This window comes from Pseudomonas sp. Y39-6 (assembly GCF_023651955.1).
Lineage (GTDB): Bacteria > Pseudomonadota > Gammaproteobacteria > Pseudomonadales > Pseudomonadaceae > Aquipseudomonas > Aquipseudomonas veronii.
The window spans coordinates 2,548,905-2,568,340 of record NZ_CP069594.1 but is presented as its reverse complement, the minus strand read 5'-3'; the positions used below and the strand labels follow the sequence as shown (position 1 = coordinate 2,568,340).

General features: G+C 57.2%; 24 protein-coding genes. 21 read left to right on the top strand and 3 right to left on the bottom strand.

Translation table 11 applies throughout. The features are described 5' to 3' along the window. Positions 1-6: 6 nt before the first annotated feature. Entirely contained in the window at positions 7-900 is an 894-nt protein-coding gene (locus JN756_RS11900; RefSeq protein WP_169850747.1) for an NAD(P)-dependent oxidoreductase, read from the bottom strand. 170 nt (positions 901-1,070) lie between these two features. Between JN756_RS11900 and JN756_RS11895 the strand changes: the two genes are divergently transcribed. Beyond that, complete coding sequence (locus JN756_RS11895) at positions 1,071-1,397, top strand: NIPSNAP family protein (RefSeq protein ID WP_169850748.1); 327 nt, start codon at positions 1,071-1,073, stop codon at positions 1,395-1,397. A gap of 71 nt (positions 1,398-1,468) precedes the next feature. Here the strand turns inward: JN756_RS11895 and JN756_RS11890 are convergent, their stop codons facing one another. Beyond that, the gene (locus JN756_RS11890; RefSeq protein ID WP_169850749.1) at positions 1,469-2,149 is read right to left on the bottom strand and encodes a GntR family transcriptional regulator; all 681 of its coding nucleotides are present in this window, start codon (positions 2,147-2,149) and stop codon (positions 1,469-1,471) included. 539 nt (positions 2,150-2,688) lie between these two features. Between JN756_RS11890 and JN756_RS11885 the strand changes: the two genes are divergently transcribed. From JN756_RS11885 to JN756_RS11840, 10 genes are all read left to right on the top strand, one after another. Continuing rightward, on the top strand, positions 2,689-3,438 hold the full coding sequence (locus tag JN756_RS11885; protein ID WP_169850750.1) for a hypothetical protein: 750 nt from the start codon (positions 2,689-2,691) through the stop codon (positions 3,436-3,438). Between the two features lie 119 nt (positions 3,439-3,557). Continuing rightward, positions 3,558-3,788, top strand: coding sequence for an AlpA family transcriptional regulator (locus JN756_RS11880; RefSeq protein ID WP_169850751.1), 231 nt, complete (start codon positions 3,558-3,560; stop codon positions 3,786-3,788). Positions 3,789-3,792: 4 nt separating this feature from the next. After that, positions 3,793-4,635 carry a ParA family protein gene (locus JN756_RS11875; RefSeq protein ID WP_169850752.1) on the top strand — a complete coding sequence of 281 codons (843 nt, stop codon included), beginning with the start codon at positions 3,793-3,795 and terminating at the stop codon, positions 4,633-4,635. Positions 4,636-4,945: 310 nt separating this feature from the next. Next, positions 4,946-6,529 (top strand): ParB family protein, encoded by a 1,584-nt coding sequence (locus JN756_RS11870; RefSeq protein WP_169850753.1) that lies wholly within the window; start codon positions 4,946-4,948, stop codon positions 6,527-6,529. Then, entirely contained in the window at positions 6,526-7,074 is a 549-nt protein-coding gene (locus JN756_RS11865; RefSeq protein ID WP_169850754.1) for a DUF2857 domain-containing protein, read from the top strand. The genes JN756_RS11870 and JN756_RS11865 overlap by 4 nt, the downstream gene beginning before the upstream one ends. After that, a complete protein-coding gene (locus JN756_RS11860; RefSeq protein ID WP_169850755.1) occupies positions 7,071-8,258 on the top strand; it encodes an STY4528 family pathogenicity island replication protein in 1,188 nt (395 codons plus the stop codon). The genes JN756_RS11865 and JN756_RS11860 overlap by 4 nt, the downstream gene beginning before the upstream one ends. A 144-nt stretch (positions 8,259-8,402) precedes the next feature. Continuing rightward, positions 8,403-9,158, top strand: coding sequence for a PFL_4669 family integrating conjugative element protein (locus JN756_RS11855; RefSeq protein ID WP_169850756.1), 756 nt, complete (start codon positions 8,403-8,405; stop codon positions 9,156-9,158). Then, positions 9,155-9,673 (top strand): DUF3158 family protein, encoded by a 519-nt coding sequence (locus JN756_RS11850; protein WP_169850757.1) that lies wholly within the window; start codon positions 9,155-9,157, stop codon positions 9,671-9,673. The genes JN756_RS11855 and JN756_RS11850 overlap by 4 nt, the downstream gene beginning before the upstream one ends. After that, positions 9,670-10,140, top strand: coding sequence for a single-stranded DNA-binding protein (locus JN756_RS11845; RefSeq protein WP_169850758.1), 471 nt, complete (start codon positions 9,670-9,672; stop codon positions 10,138-10,140). The genes JN756_RS11850 and JN756_RS11845 overlap by 4 nt, the downstream gene beginning before the upstream one ends. Positions 10,141-10,362: 222 nt before the next feature. Beyond that, the gene (locus JN756_RS11840) at positions 10,363-12,330 is read left to right on the top strand and encodes a DNA topoisomerase III (RefSeq protein ID WP_169850759.1); all 1,968 of its coding nucleotides are present in this window, start codon (positions 10,363-10,365) and stop codon (positions 12,328-12,330) included. 36 nt (positions 12,331-12,366) lie between these two features. Here the strand turns inward: JN756_RS11840 and JN756_RS11835 are convergent, their stop codons facing one another. After that, positions 12,367-12,624: a hypothetical protein gene (locus JN756_RS11835; protein ID WP_169850760.1), complete on the bottom strand. Its 258-nt coding sequence runs from the start codon at positions 12,622-12,624 to the stop codon at positions 12,367-12,369. A 208-nt stretch (positions 12,625-12,832) separates the two neighbouring features. Between JN756_RS11835 and JN756_RS11830 the strand changes: the two genes are divergently transcribed. From JN756_RS11830 to JN756_RS11785, 10 genes are all read left to right on the top strand, one after another. Then, positions 12,833-13,174, top strand: a complete 342-nt coding sequence (locus tag JN756_RS11830) for a helix-turn-helix domain-containing protein (protein ID WP_027912505.1) — start codon at positions 12,833-12,835, stop codon at positions 13,172-13,174. 866 nt (positions 13,175-14,040) lie between these two features. Then, on the top strand, positions 14,041-14,622 hold the full coding sequence (locus tag JN756_RS11825) for an STY4534 family ICE replication protein (RefSeq protein ID WP_169850761.1): 582 nt from the start codon (positions 14,041-14,043) through the stop codon (positions 14,620-14,622). 70 nt (positions 14,623-14,692) lie between these two features. Beyond that, complete coding sequence (locus JN756_RS11820) at positions 14,693-14,950, top strand: hypothetical protein (protein ID WP_169850762.1); 258 nt, start codon at positions 14,693-14,695, stop codon at positions 14,948-14,950. A 99-nt stretch (positions 14,951-15,049) separates the two neighbouring features. Next, positions 15,050-15,544 (top strand): RadC family protein, encoded by a 495-nt coding sequence (gene radC / locus JN756_RS11815; protein WP_169850763.1) that lies wholly within the window; start codon positions 15,050-15,052, stop codon positions 15,542-15,544. 52 nt (positions 15,545-15,596) lie between these two features. Then, positions 15,597-16,343, top strand: a complete 747-nt coding sequence (locus JN756_RS11810) for a DUF5983 family protein (protein WP_169850764.1) — start codon at positions 15,597-15,599, stop codon at positions 16,341-16,343. 106 nt (positions 16,344-16,449) lie between these two features. Beyond that, complete coding sequence (pilL2, locus tag JN756_RS11805) at positions 16,450-16,992, top strand: PFGI-1 class ICE element type IV pilus protein PilL2 (protein WP_169850765.1); 543 nt, start codon at positions 16,450-16,452, stop codon at positions 16,990-16,992. Continuing rightward, positions 16,989-17,660 (top strand): chemotaxis protein, encoded by a 672-nt coding sequence (locus JN756_RS11800; RefSeq protein WP_169850766.1) that lies wholly within the window; start codon positions 16,989-16,991, stop codon positions 17,658-17,660. Before pilL2 ends, JN756_RS11800 begins: the two co-directional genes overlap by 4 nt. Positions 17,661-17,669: 9 nt before the next feature. Next, positions 17,670-18,389 carry a TIGR03759 family integrating conjugative element protein gene (locus JN756_RS11795; protein ID WP_169850767.1) on the top strand — a complete coding sequence of 240 codons (720 nt, stop codon included), beginning with the start codon at positions 17,670-17,672 and terminating at the stop codon, positions 18,387-18,389. Further along, entirely contained in the window at positions 18,371-18,919 is a 549-nt protein-coding gene (locus tag JN756_RS11790; protein WP_169850768.1) for a lysozyme family protein, read from the top strand. The genes JN756_RS11795 and JN756_RS11790 overlap by 19 nt, the downstream gene beginning before the upstream one ends. Continuing rightward, positions 18,916-19,431, top strand: coding sequence for an integrating conjugative element protein (locus tag JN756_RS11785; RefSeq protein WP_169850769.1), 516 nt, complete (start codon positions 18,916-18,918; stop codon positions 19,429-19,431). Before JN756_RS11790 ends, JN756_RS11785 begins: the two co-directional genes overlap by 4 nt. Positions 19,432-19,436: the final 5 nt, after the last annotated feature.

Below are 19,436 nucleotides of genomic sequence, written 5' to 3'. Positions count from 1 at the left end.
GAGGTGTTATTCGCCGTCGCTGGCGACCAGCAATCTGTACATTTCGGTGTGGTCGGTGGTTGGCGTCGCTTGCTTGGATACGTCATCCCACAGCGCCGTAGCGGTTTTGCCCAAGCGCATTGGGTAACCCAGTGCGTCGGACAGCCCTTGGGCAATCTTCAGGTCCTTGTTCATCAGTTGCATCGAGAAACCGGAAGCGTACGAACCGCTGAGCATGAATTGCCGGGCTTTGTTTTCCGAGGTGTTGCTACGCCCACTGGAGGCGTTGAGCACGTCGACCATCACGCCAGGGTCGATCCCGAACCGCTTGGCCACATGCAGGGCTTCGACGGTAGCCATCAGCCCGGCCGCCGACACGTAGTTATTCAAGGCTTTGGCCGCATGACCAGCCCCCGCAGTGCCGATGTGCAGAATGTTCTTGCCCATGGCTTCAAGCAACAAATGACAACCCTGCATCACCGCCGCATCGCCACCCACCAGGATGGCCAGCGTGCCGTCCACCGCCCGTTTGACGCCGCCGGAAACCGGCGCATCCAGGTAATCGAGGTCGAAGGCTTTCAGTTTCAGCGCCAGCTCACGGGAGCGCGCCGGCTCCGAGGAACTCATGTCGATCACCACGGCGCCTGGCCGTAGCGACGCGGCCCAACCGTCAGCCCCTTCACTGCCCAGCAGCACGCTTTCGACGATGGCGGAGTTCGGCAACATAGTGATCAGTACATCAAGGGACCGCGCGTTGCCGGCATCGAGGCCCGTGGCTTCGAGCATCGCCAGGGTTTGCGCCAGGCGCCCTTCATCCGCGTCAGCGAGGAAGAGTTCATAGCCTGCCTTTGAAAGGCAGGTCGCCATTGGAACCCCCATCATGCCAAGCCCGATGAAGCCGATTCGTTGCGATTGAGTCATGTCCAAGCCCTATTGTTTTCTTGTCGGGTCATGCGTTGGCGGCGGTCGACAGCGTAAAAGCTGTTTCGAGGCAGGCCCGCAGTTGGACTAAAACTATAGGACTGTCATACAATCGGTCAATAGGCTAATCGGCCTATTTTTTTGATCGGCACCTTCCCCAGGAGATTCACATGATTGTTGAATTGCGTATTTATCACTGCGCACCGGGTCGCCTTCCCGCGTTGCACGAGCGCTTTGCCAAGACCACGTTGGGGTTCTTCGAAAAGTATGGAATCGAGCAGTTGGGCTTCTGGACGACACTGGCCGGCCCGACCAATCAGTCGTTAAGCTACATGCTCAAATGGGCGAGCCTCGCCGAGCGCGAGGCGAAATGGAATGCGTTCCAGGCGGACCCGGAATGGATCGCCAAGCGCGCCGAAAGTGAAGCGCAGGCCATCATCGTCGAGCGGATCGAGAACCAGTTTCTGGCACCCACCGCGTATTCGGCGCTGCGTTAAGGGAACAGTGAAGGACAGGCGCCGTCTGACGATCGTCAGCGGCGGCCTGACTCTCAGTGGATCGACAGGCTTCAGGTGACCGGGGTCGAACTGCCCTGCTCCAGCAACTCCAGGACGTTTTGCGAGGCATTTTCCACGTGCAGCAACGCCGCCGCACAAGCACCGGTCTCATCGCGCAACTGAATCATACGCACGATTTCCTTGAGCTCTGCCAAGGTGTGCACCATGCGTCCTTCACGCCCGAGGGACAGCGCCCGCAACAGGCTGACGCGATTGTTGAGCTGCTCCAGCATGCCACCGACCACGGCGCTCTGCTCGATGTCGAGCAGCACGTGATAGAAGCGTTGCTTGATGTCCAGCAACGTCGTGCCGTCACGCCGGGCGGTATGGGATTGCTGAACGAACTCGTCGAAGACCGCGGCCAGTTCGGCAACGTCTTCGTCAGTGGCATGGCGAACGAAATTGCGCACGGCCAGCACTTCCAGGGCGCCGCGTACGTCGTAGATCTGGATCGCGTCCTTGGCATTCACCGAAGCGACATAGGCCCCGCGATGCGGGACCTGCTCCACCAAACCTTCCGCTTCCAACTGGCGCAGCGCTTCGCGCAATGACGTGCGACTGACGTCCAGGGCCGTGTAGAGCTGTTGTTCCACAAGGCGGTCGCCTGGCTTGAATCGACCGGAAATGATTTCGTTGCGTAGGGCATCCTGCACCTGATGCCGCAATGAAGCCGCCTGGCGGTGAACTTTCATAATGTATTCCCAAAGCGCGTTGGTGTTTGTAATGCTGGATCGCACGCTTTCTAAAACGAACATCCCAGAGCGACCTGTAGCAGCGATGCTAGTACCTATGACGGTACCGACCATGCTGGTAGTATGATTGTATGACAAGCTCGCGTAAATAAAATGAAGAAGAACGTTTTTTGCGTTGGAGGCGCTACCAAAAGCTACCATGCGTTGCGCTGGTTAGGGTGTTGGGGGGCGCGAGATATTAACCAATTTGATGGAGTTCAACCTCACGATGAATCTTCGAACGCCCTAGGAAAGCGGGACCTATTCAAAGAGTGGCAACGTGACGATCCGGAAAACGGTTTCACAACCGCGAAAAGCTCAACAGGCATGAGCAAAGGCAGGATGATGAGCATACAACGCCATTTTTCACACAGCATCAGAACAGGACGTCATCTTGCAGATTTACTTATCTATTCAGGAATAGTTACCGCACGGAAGCTAAGGCCAATAAACCTCTAAATATCTAGCGGATCTATTCCCTCAGGCATGAGGCTGCCAATATGTATACCCCTCACAGCTTCGATCCGCACGCAAAAATATTCTACCGCCCCATCGATGTAGCTATCCGTTGGTGCAATCTGATGGCTCATGAGTCTCAAATTCTTGAGTTCGCCAACGATTGTCCGGCAGCATTGTCCACGGCCTTCCCTCATTGGCCATGCCTTCACGCCAACACCGAAAAAATCTTCGATGCAGTGCGCAACCATGAGCTCCCGTTTGGTTATTTTGGCGTAACGGTAGCCCCTGATACGCCGATCAACTGCCGGCTGCTCACAGTCAGGCATACAGACCTGAAATGGTGGATGTTTCATCATTATCCAGATCAGCGTCCGGCGTTCCTATTTGGAAAACTGCCCGCCGAGAATGAACAAATTAGCATTGGTACGTACCTGACGTTGCGAGCGGACCGAGAGGCGTTGGAGGTGAAGCTCAAAGCGAGTGATGCAGCCCTTCGCGAGCTCATTGAAGAACTCAAAGCTATCGGTTTGGAACGGGAAAGCTTACGTGCACTCGGTAAAGCACAAGGTAAGCTCACCCAGCGCAGCGAAACTGGATATCTGCATGTAATCGGCGCCTTACTCGAGACCCTCCTCGGATCTTCACCAGCTGGAAAACCCAATTCCGTATTCGATAGCCAAGCCGCTATCGTTGACTCAATAACTGCGCACTATGAAGGCACGCGAGGTTTGAGCAAACGCTCTCTCGACGAGAAATTCGCCGCCGCCCGGCGGAGCCTTTCCCGAACATAAGTCCGACAGTCATTGCACTGCAATAGGTACGATTGCAGTGCAATGACTGTCGGACTTTTCTGTTTTTGAATTCAGGTCTCTTACCAATTGGCGCTATCAGGCTCCAAGGAATGACGACCATGCAATCCAAAACAACCACCGACACATCTCAGCCTCAGCCATCACCCGAACGCCACATCATGCGGCGCGAAGAAGTCGAACGAAAAACCGGCTTCAAACGGGCTCACATCTACAACTTGATGAAGGAAGGAAAATTTCCTCAGGCTAAGCGCATTGGACTGCGCTCAGTAGGCTGGGACTCGCTGGAGATCGAGCAGTGGGTCGTTGAGCGCTTAGGCCAACAGTCCTGATGCCATGCATGTGGTATCGGTGGTGTCCACCAAAGGTGGAGTCGGCAAAACCACAGTAGCCGCCAATCTCGGAGGTCTGCTCGCGGATGCTGGCATACGCGTCCTGCTGCTCGACCTGGATAGCCAGCCCACCCTCTCAAGCTATTATGCTTTGAGCCAGAAAGCGGCTGCTGGTGCGTATGAGTTCATCGCACTTAACCTTACAACTCCTGCGCAGATCATCTCTAGGACAGTGATCACTGGGCTCGATGTGATCTTATCCAATGACGATCAATCCCGACTGAGTTCCTTGCTACTGCATGCCCCCGACGGACGATTACGGCTGCGCAATCTGCTGGACAATTTCCGCTCCCGTTATGACCTGCTTTTGATCGACACCCAGGGTGCACGTAGCGTGCAGTTGGAGATGGCGCTACTGGCATCCGATCTCGCTGTATCGCCCATCACACCTGAAATGCTCGCTGCTCGAGAACTGCACCGGGGCACCTTGAAGCTGCTCAGTGAACTCGAATCGTTCCGTCACCTGGGCATTACTCCACCTCCTTTGCGATTACTGCTGAATCAGGTGACCGGCATTCGGGTGGACACCCGGATGATCATACGTGACCTGCGCGAGACCTTCGCGGGTGCTACGCGCATCTTGATCCTAAATACCGTAATTCCCGATCGAGTCGCGTATGTCAATGCCGCCTCCCTCGGCCTACCTGTCCACCGAATCGAAACACGTCGGTCACGTAAACGAGGCTCGCCATCAGCGCTGGAATCCATGCAGGCGCTGGCCATTGAGTTATTTCCGGAATGGCGCGAAGCGATCTCTACGGTCAGCAGGCGCGCGGAGGATCAATGAGACGAATCCCCCAAGCCAGCATTTCTCACCCAATCATTGGGTTTGATCACCCTTAAGGCCAACAGTCGTTGGCTAGGAGTCTTCTGATGTTGGACCAACTGCCCATCATCGTTCCACGCTCTACTCAACCACACCACCCGCGTTGCGACGAGTATTGCACCGTAGTCTTTCGCCTGCAGGGTGGGCGCTCAGCCATGGGGTGGTTCCTTACGGAACTGTCTCGTTATTTCGAAGGCTCGGGCACTGCCGAGGTCGTCAGGTTCGAGGTGGGTGACCATTTGCGCACCCGGCGTTAATTGAGGTGGCGTCAATGAAGAAGCTAACTCAGGAGGAAATCACCGACAAACTGCACCAGGATCATTTTCCTCGGGGTCCAGAACTGGAGCGGTTGTCCGATCCACTCACTGATACACCTATGCTGGTCACTCTGGAGCAGTTGCGGCCCTACGAACACAACCCTCGCTTCATCCGTAACCCGCTTTATGACGATATCAAAGCCTCAATCCGTGAGCGCGGGCTGGATCAACCGCCGCCGATTACCCGCCGCCCGGGTGAAACCCATTTCATCATCCGCAACGGCGGTAATACGCGCTTGGCAATTCTTGGCGAGCTGTGGCACGAAACCCGCGACGAGCGATTCTTCCGCATCCATTGCCTGTTCCGACCCTGGACCGATGAAATCAGCGCCCTACTCGGCCATCTTGCCGAAAGCGATCTGCACGGCCAGCTCACCTTCATCGAACGTGCTCTGGCAGTGACCAAACTCAAGACCATGCTCGAATCAGATGGAGCAACACTCTCGCAACGTGAGTTGGCACGACGTCTTGCCGCTGGAGGCTATCCGATTTCCCAGTCGCACATCAGCCGGATGCTCGACACCCTTGAGCATTTATTGCCCGCCATTCCACAGACCCTATATGCCGGGCTGGGGAAACCAAAAATTGAACGCCTGATTGGTCTGCGTAGCCAGGCTGAACGAACCTGGAATCGTTATCCAACCGACGCCATCGCTTTTCCCGAGCTTTGGCTCGACACCTTAGGGCAATTTGATGCCGACCCAGAGTCCTTCGACCTTGAGCGAGTCCAGGATGAACTGCTCGAACGCATGAGTCACTTACTCGGACAGTCCTACCGCATGTTGGCCCTGGAGCTGGGCGATACCCAACGGGTTATTCAGACGCCCGGCTTTGTCGTCACGCCCTCGGAGAACAACCTTCTGCCGAGCGTCGATGAGCCCGCGGCCGAACCTCCCCCCTCCGAGCCGCATTCCAAATCAGCTGAAACCTGGACGCAGACCGAAACAGAGCGAAAGGAAGAGCTCACGCTGCCCGTAACGAATGTCGTATCAGCAGTCAGCCCTCCGTCACGTGTCCAGCAGATCCGCGGACAGATTGATCGCGCCACTGCCTCCGAACCAACAAAAACCGTTGCAACCTGTCCGATCGACGACGTATGGATCATCGCACCAACACTGGATACCCCCGAACAACTGCGTTTAGCCATTGCCGGCTTGGCTCGGGAAATGGCGGCCTATGCCGGACATCCCGAGAGCATCATCGACCAAAAGCACGGCCTGGGTTTCGCCCTCAGCATCGAGCATCTTGATCTTGCAGCCCCTCGTGCGGCCGGCGTTCACCTGTTGCTCTTGGCCCTGCTGCGTGCCCAAGACGAAGTGAATTGGGAGGATCGCAAGCAATTGCCCTCAGCTCTGTTCGGGCAGCTGTTGTTGGGGGTCTATCAACTCCCGTTGACAGATCGTCCCGCCGTGGACGTAGGACTGGAGCGCCTGCCCGACGGTCTGCTAATCAAACTGTATCGCCTCATTCGCCTAGCCCGCCGCTTGATCGACTTAACGCTTACCGCTGAAGGCAGCTCACCAAGGGAGGAGCCATGAACCTGTCCTTCAATGTGCTCAACCAGGCCATGTTGACTCAGGTCCTTCACGAGTTGCGCCTGGGTAATCTGCAGCGCTGCAAAGCACTCGGACTGGGTGAAGAGGACATCTACCTGCTGCAATCATTACCACCGACCACGTTGTCACGCCTGGCCCATGCCACCGTCCCCTGGGTTGAGGTCAAGATTGATTCGCAGGTGTTGCATCGGTTGATCGACCAAGCCGAACGTGACGAACAGAACGAGCGCCTGATCAACCGAGCGCTCAAGCTCGGTGCCAGCAGTACCATCATGTATCAGTACTTCGGCTTGGCGCATTCGGAAACCGCCCTGCGCCGACGTCTGCTCAAGATAGAAACCCGTAAGGGCCGCCCTCAGAACTTGAGCGAAGCGCAGGAAAATGCGCTCTGGCAGCGTTGGTGCCAACTACGCGCTGAGGACGGTGCTGAGGATCAGCTCGACGCCATGATGATGTTGGCAGAGGAGCAACAGATCAGCTTGACCATCGTTTGGCAGCAGATCGACCATTACAGCAACGGAACATGAACACCGTCCCTCCCAGTCGCTGGCAGCGTGTTCTGAAGCAATGCACCCAGCAGTTGAGTGAACGCTGGCCCGCACGCCCTACCACGGAACCACCCTCCAACCAGGCCCTGCAGGCTGGCTTTCTGTTCAGCGGCCAACCACACGAAGTCGTGCCGCGTCGCTTGCTGCTGGATTGTCGGCTGACGCCATTGGAGCGTAATGCATGGCAAGTATTTCGACTGATGCTGCAAGGCCAGGGCGTGGTCACACCGCGCTATGAAGATCTGCAACCTTACCTGTCGAGCGTACCCTACGGTGGGTCAGCCTCCCGTGAAACCATCGCTCGCGTCTTGACGATGCTCAGGCTGACCCGCTGGCTCAGTTTGGTGAGTCGTGGCCGTGATCATCTCAGCGGGCGCTTACAAGGTTCTCTGTACGTCCTGCACGATGAACCGTTAACGCCCGCCGAAGCCATGGAGCTGGATCAGGATTACCTGGAGCTAGTCGGACACGCCCTCGATCATGCAACCAAGGCTGTGCGAATTGTCGCTCAGCATGTTTTGGAAGAAATTCGTCAGGATACTGATATCGATTTGGGTCGGCTCCCCACCCGGCTCGACAGTTGGAGCGACCATTGGACAAAGAAAGGATTGGATAAGGCGTCCGATGAACCGTTACATGATTCCGAACTGGGTGGCGACCACCTCGTTCGGAATCGTGCGGGGCCTAGTTCGGAATCCGAACTGGGTCCGAACGCCAATGTTTCCGGCACCGTTCGGAATCCGAATGCCGCCTGTACTGTATTAAAAGAAAGTATATGTACTGTACCGCGCGCGACCCCAGCAGTGGATAACCTGCACTGGCCCGATCCGCTGCACCTGAGTCCGAGCGAGCGGCAGGCCGTCACCGTGACGCTGAACAAGCTGAAACCAGCAGATCGGCAGGTGGTGCTCAACGAAGCGGGCGCGCGATGTGCGGCAGGAAGCGTCCGCAAACCCGCGGCGTATCTGATGGGCCTGATCCAGCGGGCGCTGAAAGGCGATTTCCGCCCTTGGGCAGGTCAGGCTGAATCGTTACCCATGACAGAGCCGCCACCCTCTCGCCCGCGCCAACTTAGGAAAAAGGGCGAACCCGCCGCTGCCCTCGCCCAGGCGTGCCTGGATGAACTGCGCCAGCTGCGTAGCAAACGCCCTGGACGTCAGTAGATTTGATGCCACTGGCATCATTGTCGAGCGTCTCGAAATTCAGCCATCTCAAACCAAACCGAACATACCGCATTCAGCTTTTCGACTGTCCTTGACCTTCATCTGTCGCAACGTCTCCGTCCAAGCCTATGCGAGGACTACACCGTGGCCGATCACTATCAGCTCAACCTAGGTTCATTGCGCAGCAGCATCACCCTGACACTGCACACCCACCACGCCGCCCGAATCTGGCAAGGTCGAAACGCTCGTGAAGGTGTTCACTCGATCATGGGCATGGCGGGTTACATCAGTGTCACCAACCTGATCAAACAAACCGCAGCCCACAACGACCCCTATGCCGACTGGGCCATTGTGCAACTGGAAGAAAAACTGATGCAGGCCAAAGCAGGGATGCAGGAACTAACCCAACAGTTGGATCGGATCAGGCAGGACCTGCCGCGCCAGATCGACATGAGCGACAACCTCAACATCCATCCCGTTACGTTGCCGCTGTACATCAGCAGTCAACTGGGCTTTCTGGCGGTCTACCTACTGACCGACTACGACATCCTGGTACGCCATACCCTATTGGCGCATCACACCGCCTTGATCGGCCGAAGAGACATGGAAGCCTGGATCGACGATGGAGCCCATCTGCTACGCAGCCTGTTCGGCCAGGCACAACGTTATCGACATGCCGGCGTTACACGCGATGATATGGCCGCAAATAATGCTCGCGCTCTAGCAGCCGTGGAGAAGTATGGGCTGCCTCCGATGGACATTCTCGAGGGTCATCGCCGTTCTCAGTTTGCGCCGCCGATCATTCGCCGCAGCGCTGCGGTAGTAGATGACGCTAATGCGTCGGCTGACGATGCGGGAGAGCCATTTGCGACAGTGGACAACCCGGAGAACGAAGCATGAATCCTATGGACTCAGCTCATCCAACGTTTTCCGGCCCATTGACACAGGATGCCTATCGAAAACTCGAACACGCTGCCTCCCTAAAAGGCCTTTTAAAACCTTTTAAGGGTAAGGGGGAGTTGGAGCACCTGGCGCAGGTGGCGAGGGAAATCGAGGCGCAGTTATGTCGCCTGATGGAGGCTATGGTGCAGCGGGCCGGACAGCCCCCCTACTCACTGCTGGATATTCGATTGGTGCTGCAGAACACCAGTGCAGGCAGCAGCTTTTTGCGTTGGCGCACCCGAGACTTCGCTCGTATGGGGGTTGCGGTCTGGGAACGCCAGGTCTCCAACATGGCCTTGCCGCAAGTCGTACGCGAGGGATTGTACCGTTTCGAATGCGAGCGCATTGCACTGAACTTGCAGATGAGTGTGGTGCATTCGCTCTACCGTCAGGCTTCAACCTGCGCGATCAAAATGGCCAGTGCCGAACGGCTGCTGCGCCAGTTCATACCAGCAGCGGAGATATCACGATGAGTACTTTTTTCGTCGGCGAAGGCAACATCGGCAGTGCGCCAGAGTTCCAGGAGTTCGCGTCAGGCAATGACGAGCCACGGCGTTTGCTACGCCTGAATGTGTACTTCGACAACCCCGTGCCACGCGATGGCAGCTATGAGGATCGAGGCGGCTATTGGGCGCCGGTCGAGCTCTGGCACCGCGAGGCTGAACACTGGAGCACGCTGTACCAGAAAGGTATGCGCGTGTTGGTCGAAGGCCGCACCGTGCGCGATGAGTGGGAGGACAGCGAAGACAATGCGCGGGTGACCTTCAAGATCGAGGCGCGTCGTGTCGGCATCCTGCCTCATCGCGTGCAGAACGTGCTCATGCGGGAGCGCTCCAGTGAATCAACCTCACCTGCGGCTCACGTCGGGCAGGCTCCAGACCAGGCAAGCTCGCCCGCATCGAAGTCCAAAAAGCGCAAAGGGCAGCCACCATTAGCATGACTGACTTGAGGCATAAATATTGCGCCATTGCGCGAAGCTTCTGGTCTGCCACTACTCGCCGCTCGTGAAGCACTGTCATCCACGCGACAAGGAAGTAGCAGCCTCGGCCCCGATCAAGACCGCCCTCACCGACTAATATGAGGAACCTGCCATTCAGGTTTCTCATAGCTCGCCACTGCGGTTTCCAACAACGCTGCTCCGAACTCAACCCGGAGCAGTTCTATGCGTCTCTTTCTCTGCGAGAAACCCTCCCAAGGTCGTGATATCGCCAAGGTTCTCGGAGCCAGCCGACGTGGCGATGGTTGCTTGATCGGTCCCGAGACAACCGTCACCTGGTGTATCGGTCACCTGCTGGAAACGGCCCCACCTGAAGCCTATGGCGATCAGTACAAAACCTGGTCGTTGGATCATTTACCGATCATTCCCGCGCAGTGGAGGGTTGAGGTCAAACCCAAAACTGTCGCGCAGTTCAAAATCATCAAACAGCTGCTCAACGAAGCTACCACCGTCGTCATCGCCACCGACGCCGATCGCGAAGGTGAAATGATTGCCCGCGAGTTATTAGAGCTCTGCAACTATCGTGGTTCTGTTGAGCGCCTCTGGTTATCCGCACTCAACGAGGCGTCGATTCGCAAAGCACTGTCCTCGCTGAAGTCTAGTCAGGAGACCTTCCCGCTCTATCACTCCGCCCTCGCCCGTAGCCGCGCCGATTGGCTGATTGGTATGAATCTCAGTCGTTTGTTTACCCTACAAGGACGGCGGGCGGGCTATGACGGCGTGCTGTCGGTTGGACGCGTTCAAACGCCCACTTTGCGCTTGGTGGTTGAACGAGACCGCGCGATTGCCAGCTTCGTCTCTGTGCCGTACTGGGTGGTGGAGGTGCACCTGTCTTCAATGGGGCGATCCTTTATCGCGTCGTGGATACCGCCAAGCTCAGGACGTGACGAAGCCGGTCGCTGCCTGCAGCAGGCGCTTGCCAGCCAGACCGTCCAAGCGATTTCTAGCAGCAAGACCGCCACCGTAGTCTCGCTGCAGACTGAGCATTTGCGCGAAGCGCCACCCCTGCCTTTCGACCTGAGCACACTGCAAGAAGTCTGTTCATGCAAGTTGGGACTCGGCGCTCAGGAAACGCTGAATATCGCCCAAGCCTTATATGAAACCTACAAAGCCACCAGCTATCCGCGCAGCGACTGCCGTTATTTGCCAGAGAGCATGTTCAACGAGGTCGCCGCGGTATTCGATGCCTTGCTCAAAATGGATCCCGCGGTACGCCCAGCGCTCGGAAGCATCGATCGATCATTGCGCTCACGAGTATGGAACGATGCCAAGGTCACCGCGCACCACGCCATCATCCCCACCACCGAGCCGGCGAATCTTGCGCGGATGTCCGAACAAGAGCGCCAAGTCTACGAATTGATTCGTAGCCACTACCTAGCGCAATTTCTGCCGCATCACGAGTTTGATCGAACCGAGGTCGAATTGGAGTGCGGCGCCGAGCGTTTGACTGCTGTTGGCAAACAAATCCTCGTCCATGGCTGGAAAGGCTTACTCTCCGACAACGCCGAAGACGATGAACCCAGTCAAAAGTCCCAGGTGTTGCCCGTCCTACAACAGAGTACGGAGTGTGCAGTGGATGACGTCGAACTCAAGTCCATGCGCACCGCTGCGCCCAAACCACTCACCGAGGGCGATCTGATCAAGGCGATGAAAAACGTCGCCAAGCTGGTCAACGACCCGCGTCTGAAACAGAAACTTCGGGACACCACTGGTATCGGCACCGAAGCCACGCGAGCCGGCATCATCAAGGGCTTGATTGATCGCGGTTATTTGTTGAAGAAAAAACGAACCTTGATGGCCTCCGCAGCGGCCCATACCCTGATCGAAGCGGTACCCGCTGCAGTCGCGGATCCAGGTATGACAGCAATCTGGGAGCAAGCTCTAGACGAAATCGAAGCGGGACGTCTGACCTTGGATGCATTCGTTGCTAAGCAGGCGCACTGGATTACGCAGCTGATCGCAAACTGCGGAGCGCTTACCTTGTCGGTACCGGCCGAAGCCGGACCTGTCTGCCCCATTTGCAACGCCTCAATGCTCAGGCGGAAGGGAAAATCAGGACCGTTCTGGTCATGTTCCCACTACCCGGACTGCAAAGGTACTGTGCCGATCAGCAAGGGTATACGTCGTCCATGAGGCACTATTGGCGCTCACATGAACCTCGGGGAGTTGTCAGTGCATCATCAACGGCGTCTGATCCTTCTCCAAGTCGTCTAGCGGTTGTCCGATTTCACGGGCCAAGGCGATGCCTGTCGCGATCCATATCTGCCCCAGTTCGTTGAACGCTTTCAGGTGAGCAGGATCTTTGTTTAGCCAATGAACAAGGCTATCGAGATGTTCGGGATTATCAGGGCAGTCATGGATCTTGATGAACAGTTCCAGTGTTCGATCCCAGATCAGGTCCATGACGTTCTCGCGCTGCTCATCCATGCTCAACCTTCCTCCCTTTGGCCCTATCAGACCGCTCAGTCTCGCTGGTCACTTCGACCTCTAATTCCTGGAGGAGTAGATGTCACGTCGCGACAAACAGCTATTTCAGTCAATATAACAACCTTCTAAGTCGATACTCAACCGTTAAGGATGTTCATGTCAATGGGTCTTTGCTCAACCATTCGGGTTGAATTGGAGAGCTCATCACTTGGCACATAAACATCCAACCCAAGCCCAAATTGGGCGCATGATCGCGAAGCACCGCACTCAGCGTAATCTGACCCAGGAAGAGGTGGCTGAACGCCTGGGGATCGGCAGCGAAGCCATTTCGCGCCTTGAGCGGGGTGTGGTGGAGCTTTCCGTGGTCAAGCTGATGCAACTGGCGGACATCTTCGACTGCCGGATGGATGAACTGCTGACGGAGTCGAGCAGTCGCCCCAACGACCAGGGCCAGATGATCGCGGGCCTGCTGAGCGGCCTTCAAGAAAGCGACCGTGCCTTTATCCTGACGACCGTCGAACAGCTGGCCGCTCATCTCAGTAGCAAATAACCGCTTCGCCCACTGGCTTGACGTCGTCACACCCGCTCTGCTGTAGTGCCTCAGGATCATCGCTTACGGCGACCCAAGACCGATTCGCTCCGGGTAGCTCGGTCGGACTCTTAGAGTTCGGAGCCTTCTCTTCTGCGGAATTTCATTCCCGCTTTGTGCTCGGCCGGATCAATGTGGCGGATGACCACTGTTGCCTCTGTCAGGCAGCAGCGGTCATCCGCTACGGCGATCGCATTCAGTCCCGGAGCCCGCCGGGGAAACACTGGGCACCCTTTGTGCGCGGATGCGTGCCAGCATGTTCCGACCCAGGCCACGACAAGGGTCGGTTGGCGAATCACCGCGGAGTTAAAACAAGTTTTGCGAGGAGCTTGTCGACTGCGTCAGACCGCCTAAGGTGGCTTTTCTATTCCTCGCCTGGCACCCCGCCAGGCCCGCTCTTCATTTTTTTCAGTCCAATAATGTCCACTGTATTCCGGCTATAAAAAATCAGCTTTCGGCGTCTTGACGCTCTCCTGTGGCAGGCTTATACAAAGGGCGTGGTTCGCTGTCGTTGACAGCCCAGCCCAGGTAGCTTGAACCTTCAAGGCTACGCCACGCTTGTGGTGGTTTACCCAAGTGCGATCAGCATTCGGAGGCTCGCACGATTACCGCTTCAGCGGTGATGAATGCCCACTACCCTAGGTCCGCAGACCTGCTGCGGATTTCTCCTCGGCTGCACCGCTATTCTCCAGGCGCATCGATCTGCTGGTCATCGGCTTGCCGCTGACGAGTCTTTCATCGCTCGCCTTCATCTTACCCACCCTGACGGGGGCTCACTTCCCCGCCGGGGCTGTGCGTCGCCGTTTTCCCTTGAAAGGAGAACCACCATGGCCCACGCCAACCAATCCCAAGAAGCGACCACTTACTTCAACCTGCACACCGTCGGTATCGGCTACCTCAACCGTGTCCGCGAAGTACAAGTCCGCCGCGGCCAGCCGTTCATGGCCTGCGATATCGCGGCTCTGCACGGCGCCACTGATGCAGTCGAGTACACCCGCTTCGACTGTAAAGTCGCTGGGGGCGAAGCTGAGCGCTTGATTCGTCTCTATATGGACGCCGTCAAAGCCGAGAAAAAGGTTTTGCTGTCGTTCCGTATCGGCGACCTGTGGATCGATCCATTTCTCTATGAGAAAGGCGCTAAACAAGGTCAACCGGGCGCCAGCCTGAAAGGTCGTCTGCTGTACATCGACTGGATCAAGGTCAACGGCACGTTCGAATACAAAGCGCCTGCCAGGCAGGAGGCAACAGCACCTGCTGAGCAAGCGCCAGACGGTGAGCCATCCCCACCATCGGCTGATGCCGAAGCTGAGGATACCGACAACCCAACAGAGTCCTGGATTGAGCCTGAATCTCCACCCACTCCCCGCGCGGCCCGCCGTGTTGCCACACGTACTGTTCAGTCCGCCTGAACGATCCACAACGTTTACATCAAGGCGCTCAATTGAGCGCCTTTTCTTCAGTCAGCACAGGAGAACCCATATGGAATCCTTCTGGCTTTGCGACGACTGCCTGTTCGCTGCGGCTTACGAGGACTACAGCACGTTATCGCTCTACTACACGACGGATGAGATCGAGGAACGCATCATCGGTCTCCATCATGGACTGGTTCGGCTAATGCCCATCAGTGCCGACTTCGATCCCGAAACTGGCCGTGGCATAAGAACCTTCTCCCCATCGCCCTGCGACGGTTGCGATTCACACCTGCACGGACAACGCCATCGATTCACTCGGCTGTAAACAGCGCGTCATCGGGCGATGCCCGTGACTCTATAGCCACCTCGGGGACACCACTCCCCTGGGGTGTGTACCCCGGATTGTTCCCTTCGGAGGTACCTCATGAACACCCAGCTCACCCTGATTGAAGCCTCGGATGTTGAGGCTGATCGTATCGCCCAGGAAAACCAGCTGATTGATGAAGCGCTGCGTATCCTGGATCGTCGGCTGTTCACCCGCGGCCCTAACCTGACGTCACCTGACGCCGTGGCCTCATATCTGAAACTTCATCTTGCGCAACAAGAGCATGAAGTTTTCGGTGTGATTTTTCTCGATGCTCGCCATCGCGTTCTGGCATTCGAGATCCTCTTTCACGGGAGCATCGATGGCGCCAGTGTTTACCCGCGCCAAGTCGTCAAGCGCTCCCTCGCACATAACGCAGCAGCCGCCATTTTTGTCCACAACCACCCCTCGGGTTGTACGGAACCCAGCCAGGCAGACCGCGTCTTGACCACACGGTTGAAGGAGGCCTTGGTCTTGATCGAGGTTCACGTACTGGATCACTTCATCGTGGGTGAAGGTCGCCCACTTTCTCTTGCCGAATACGGTTGGCTTTAACCCTTACAGGCGCCTTCGGGCGCCTTGTTCATTTTCATCCTGGAGAATACTCATGAACTCCACTACCCAAACCCCAGACATGCTGGGGGCCTCAAACCCATTCGTCCGCGGCTATGACAATCTATCTATCGAACGGCTAATACTGATCACCTACGCAAACGACTGCCCTCCCTGCTTTCGCTCCATACACGACTCACAAGCTCATCTACTCGACGATGCGTTAGAACTGTTTCCCTGCGTGTTCAATGACGACGCCGCCTTGATCAGCGAAGGCCAATCCATTCCGGATGAATTGGAAGAATGTTTCCAGTCCACCGGGCTGGTGCGGCAAGTAGTCTATGCCGTGACTGGCGAAATGCTCGATGAGCGACATCACGTCGGTGACCTCTACTCCCTGAAAGAAGCCCAAGCCATGGTCCATCGTTTGAGCTTCGACACAGGACACTACAGTCGAGCCTGGGAGATCAGCACCGCACACCTCACCGAAGAGGCATTGCGCTACTTGGAATACCGGGCTGGCCGTTTCAACGCTGGAGCAACCGGACTGCTGTATGAACCCTTCGCCCTGAGAGACTGCAATGGCCTCGGGTGTAAGCTGATCGGCACGCCCTGGACCGACGAAAACCTGATGAAGATTGAGGGCAGTCCTTACACATCGCTGAGGCAGGAGCAGCTCGACGCTGGCACACCGGAAGCCCTGGTCAACGTACTGTATCTGGCGGCATTGGCGGATGTGAGGTTGTTGATTTTCGACCCCGACGCTGCCGTCTTGGATGGGCTCGCCATTTATGACGAATAGCAACGCGTTCAACTTAAACACGACCCGTCTTGAATCAACTTACTCACTGAATCGCTCCTTCACCTCATGTCAGGTTCTGCACTGAATCTGACATGAGGTTTTTTCCATGGAGCGTTTTTTCACGCCTGTCTGCCTGCTGGGTTTGTTGAGTGCCTGCGCCGCGCAAGTCCCAAACCCATTGCCGACTCATCTAGAGATTGACGATAGCTCCAATCGGCCCCAGTTATCGAGGAGCCCGGCCCACGAAAGCCATCCGTCAGAGCTCCGCTATGGCCGCTATACGCTGGTCAGCACCAAGCCCACCACGGAACAACGTGATCTTCTCGCTCAAATCGTTGACGTGAGCATTCCGTCCAACCTGAATCCTTCGGTACAGGAAGCGATGCACTACGTGCTGCAGCGCTCAGGTTATTCGCTCTGCCCTGCTGCCGAACCAGTAAAAGTACTGTTTACCCGGCCTCTGCCCGCCGCCCATTACCGGCTCGGCCCGATCTCACTTCGCAACGCGCTACAAGTACTGGCTGGCCCCGCCTGGCAACTCACGGTCGATGAGGTCAGCCGTTCGGTCTGCTTCGAACGGCTAAAAAATGATGCTGCCGTCGTGCGGCTCGCACCCAGCGCGGCCCATCAGTCGGAGGCACGCCCATGAAAGCCTCGACGTTTCAAACCCTCATTGTCGGCTCACTTTGCCTGGCGGTCTCCGGGCTGAGTGGTGGTTTGTATAACCAGTATCAACGCGTGACCGAGCTGGAAAATGCGAACGCCCAACGCCTACAGACCCTGGATACCCTGCAACGTGATTCAAGCACCCTCTTGGATGCACAGGAGAAGCTGCAGTACGCACTGAAAGACCTGAAGCAGATGGTCGATACCGGTGAGCAACAGGCCAATACCCTCGATCCGATGTTGGATCAATGGGCGCAAGAGATACAGGAGCTACGCGACGGTCTGGCAGACCGTGCCACCGAAACCGACATGATCGCGCTACACGCGCGACTTGAGCACGTCGAGCAGCAACTCCTGGACCTCAAAAGCCTGCCACCACTCCCACCACCGACGCCGTCCTCGGCCAAGCCGAAAAAAACCGCTCAGCCCAAGCCTGCCCCGCTCCTGCCGCCATTTTCAGTGTCGAGCGTCGAGTACCGCGGTGGCGAGCGCTTTCTGGCGGTCGCACCTCCTGACAGTCGCTCGCTCAATGATATCCAGCTGCTGCACAACGGCGAGCAGTTCGGCACATGGCAACTGAAGGTGCTGGAGCCGAACGCGGCTATCTTCGCGGTGACCGCTCACCCAGACCAGACCGTGCACCTCCCTTGAGAAGCGATCATGAACAGAGCTCCGCTGAGCCCCATCGTCTGTTTCATTTCATTGCTGAGCACGGGCGCTGCGCTGGGCAACCCCGTCACGACACCGTCACGGACCCAGGACACGCAGTCTGCTCCGCTGGAGCGTTCGCACTTTGAACAGGCGGCAAGCTGGGGTCTGACGGAGCAGGAGTGGACACGCTTCGAACAGATCCAAGCCGGCCCGCGTGGTTACTGGAGCCCGAATCTCGATCCGCTGACTGCACTCGGCGTCGAAGCAGAGAACGACCAAGAGCGTCAGCGCTATGCCGAATTGCAGGTAGCGCTGGAAGCCAAACGTGCCGAGCGCGAGTTGGCTTACCAAAACGCCTACACCGCAGCTTGGGCCAAGCTGTTTCCTGGACTGTTGCCGATTCAGGGTATGGCATCCCCGCCCGCTGCTAGCTCACCGGTAGAGCCGCGCCAAGCGCTGTTTGTCGAAGACCATTGCCCTGCGTGCACCGCTGAAGCGCAGCGTCTGCAAAGCAGTGATACAGCGCTCGATATCTACCTGGTGGGCAGCCAAGGTGAGGATGAACATGTCCGCGGCTGGGCCCGGCAAGCAGGCATTGATGCGAACAAGGTCCAACACCGGCAAATCACCCTGAACCATGATCGCGGGCGCTGGTTCAGCCTGGGAGCCCCGAGACCGTTACCCGTCACATTTCAGCAGGTGAACGGACAATGGCAGCGACTCGATTGATTGCCTTTGTGCCCCTGCTGACAGTCCTCGTCGTCCAGGCTGACGAACTTCCGCCTCCGGCTTATCAACTGGCGGCGCATGACGCCAATATCCCTCCTACGGTCTTGTTCGCGATTGCCCTGCAGGAGAGTGGTGCCCGCCTTCGTGGTCGACTGCTGCCCTGGCCCTGGACGCTGAATATTGCCGGTACCCCTTACCGTTTCGCCAATCGTCAGATCGCCTGTCACGCCTTGCTTCAGGCACTTGCTCGGTATGACGCCAAGCGGGTCGATGCCGGGCTTGGGCAAATCAACCTGGGTTATCACGGACAGCATTTTTCCAGTCCCTGCGAAGCCCTCGAACCCTACCGCAATCTGGCCGTAACTGCCGCGCTGCTGCAAGAGCATCACGCCGTCACCGGTGATTGGGTGTCAGCTGCTGGCCGATATCACCGCCCGGCAGGAGGAACGCCGGCCGTGCGTTACCGCGCCGGTTTTTCCCGACAACTCGAACGATTGCAGGTTTCCTCTAAAGAGGGCACACCACCATGAAGCGAATTCCCAGTGCGTATAACTTCGCCATGCTCTTGGCAGCGTTCGCCCAGCCGGGACTGTCGTTTGCAGAAGTTCAGCCTGGCGGTTTCACCCGCCCCCAGTTTGAAGCTGTCAGGCCGCCAATAAACAACAAGACCCAGCCTGCTCGGGCCATACATGCAGACCTATCTGCATTTGCCGATGAAACCTGGATACTGCCCGTGCGCAGCTCTCACTTGAGCCCAGGCCAAATCACAACTCGCACCCTGGACATGCCGGGCTTGCAGCCATTTTTCCTGGTCGGGGAGGATCCCCAATCGTTGGCTTGGCTGCATCAGCGTGCGACTGAACTGGAAGAAATGGGGGCGGCCGGCCTCGCCGTCGAAGTGACCGATACTGAAGCCCTGGCCCGAATTCGAGCAGCCGCGCCGGGCATCACCATCCTGCCGGTCAACGGCAACGACATCGCCTCTCGTCTGAAAATTGAGCACTACCCTGTCTTAATCACAGCCATCTCACTGGAACAGTGAGTCTG

What these genes read in the sequence shown, in the direction of transcription:
- JN756_RS11900 (WP_169850747.1), bottom strand. Translation starts at nt 900, where the DNA reads ATGACTCAATCGCAACGAATCGGCTTCATCGGGCTTGGCATGATGGGG.
- JN756_RS11895 (WP_169850748.1), top strand. Translation starts at nt 1,071, where the DNA reads ATGATTGTTGAATTGCGTATTTATCACTGCGCACCGGGTCGCCTTCCC.
- JN756_RS11800 (WP_169850766.1), top strand. Translation starts at nt 16,989, where the DNA reads ATGAAAGCCTCGACGTTTCAAACCCTCATTGTCGGCTCACTTTGCCTG.
- JN756_RS11825 (WP_169850761.1), top strand. Translation starts at nt 14,041, where the DNA reads ATGGCCCACGCCAACCAATCCCAAGAAGCGACCACTTACTTCAACCTG.
- JN756_RS11890 (WP_169850749.1), bottom strand. Translation starts at nt 2,149, where the DNA reads ATGAAAGTTCACCGCCAGGCGGCTTCATTGCGGCATCAGGTGCAGGAT.
- JN756_RS11880 (WP_169850751.1), top strand. Translation starts at nt 3,558, where the DNA reads ATGCAATCCAAAACAACCACCGACACATCTCAGCCTCAGCCATCACCC.
- JN756_RS11790 (WP_169850768.1), top strand. Translation starts at nt 18,371, where the DNA reads ATGGCAGCGACTCGATTGATTGCCTTTGTGCCCCTGCTGACAGTCCTC.
- pilL2 (WP_169850765.1), top strand. Translation starts at nt 16,450, where the DNA reads ATGGAGCGTTTTTTCACGCCTGTCTGCCTGCTGGGTTTGTTGAGTGCC.
- JN756_RS11870 (WP_169850753.1), top strand. Translation starts at nt 4,946, where the DNA reads ATGAAGAAGCTAACTCAGGAGGAAATCACCGACAAACTGCACCAGGAT.
- JN756_RS11795 (WP_169850767.1), top strand. Translation starts at nt 17,670, where the DNA reads ATGAACAGAGCTCCGCTGAGCCCCATCGTCTGTTTCATTTCATTGCTG.
- JN756_RS11865 (WP_169850754.1), top strand. Translation starts at nt 6,526, where the DNA reads ATGAACCTGTCCTTCAATGTGCTCAACCAGGCCATGTTGACTCAGGTC.
- JN756_RS11810 (WP_169850764.1), top strand. Translation starts at nt 15,597, where the DNA reads ATGAACTCCACTACCCAAACCCCAGACATGCTGGGGGCCTCAAACCCA.
- JN756_RS11840 (WP_169850759.1), top strand. Translation starts at nt 10,363, where the DNA reads ATGCGTCTCTTTCTCTGCGAGAAACCCTCCCAAGGTCGTGATATCGCC.
- JN756_RS11860 (WP_169850755.1), top strand. Translation starts at nt 7,071, where the DNA reads ATGAACACCGTCCCTCCCAGTCGCTGGCAGCGTGTTCTGAAGCAATGC.
- radC (WP_169850763.1), top strand. Translation starts at nt 15,050, where the DNA reads ATGAACACCCAGCTCACCCTGATTGAAGCCTCGGATGTTGAGGCTGAT.
- JN756_RS11820 (WP_169850762.1), top strand. Translation starts at nt 14,693, where the DNA reads ATGGAATCCTTCTGGCTTTGCGACGACTGCCTGTTCGCTGCGGCTTAC.
- JN756_RS11785 (WP_169850769.1), top strand. Translation starts at nt 18,916, where the DNA reads ATGAAGCGAATTCCCAGTGCGTATAACTTCGCCATGCTCTTGGCAGCG.
- JN756_RS11885 (WP_169850750.1), top strand. Translation starts at nt 2,689, where the DNA reads ATGTATACCCCTCACAGCTTCGATCCGCACGCAAAAATATTCTACCGC.
- JN756_RS11845 (WP_169850758.1), top strand. Translation starts at nt 9,670, where the DNA reads ATGAGTACTTTTTTCGTCGGCGAAGGCAACATCGGCAGTGCGCCAGAG.
- JN756_RS11850 (WP_169850757.1), top strand. Translation starts at nt 9,155, where the DNA reads ATGAATCCTATGGACTCAGCTCATCCAACGTTTTCCGGCCCATTGACA.
- JN756_RS11835 (WP_169850760.1), bottom strand. Translation starts at nt 12,624, where the DNA reads ATGGATGAGCAGCGCGAGAACGTCATGGACCTGATCTGGGATCGAACA.
- JN756_RS11875 (WP_169850752.1), top strand. Translation starts at nt 3,793, where the DNA reads ATGCATGTGGTATCGGTGGTGTCCACCAAAGGTGGAGTCGGCAAAACC.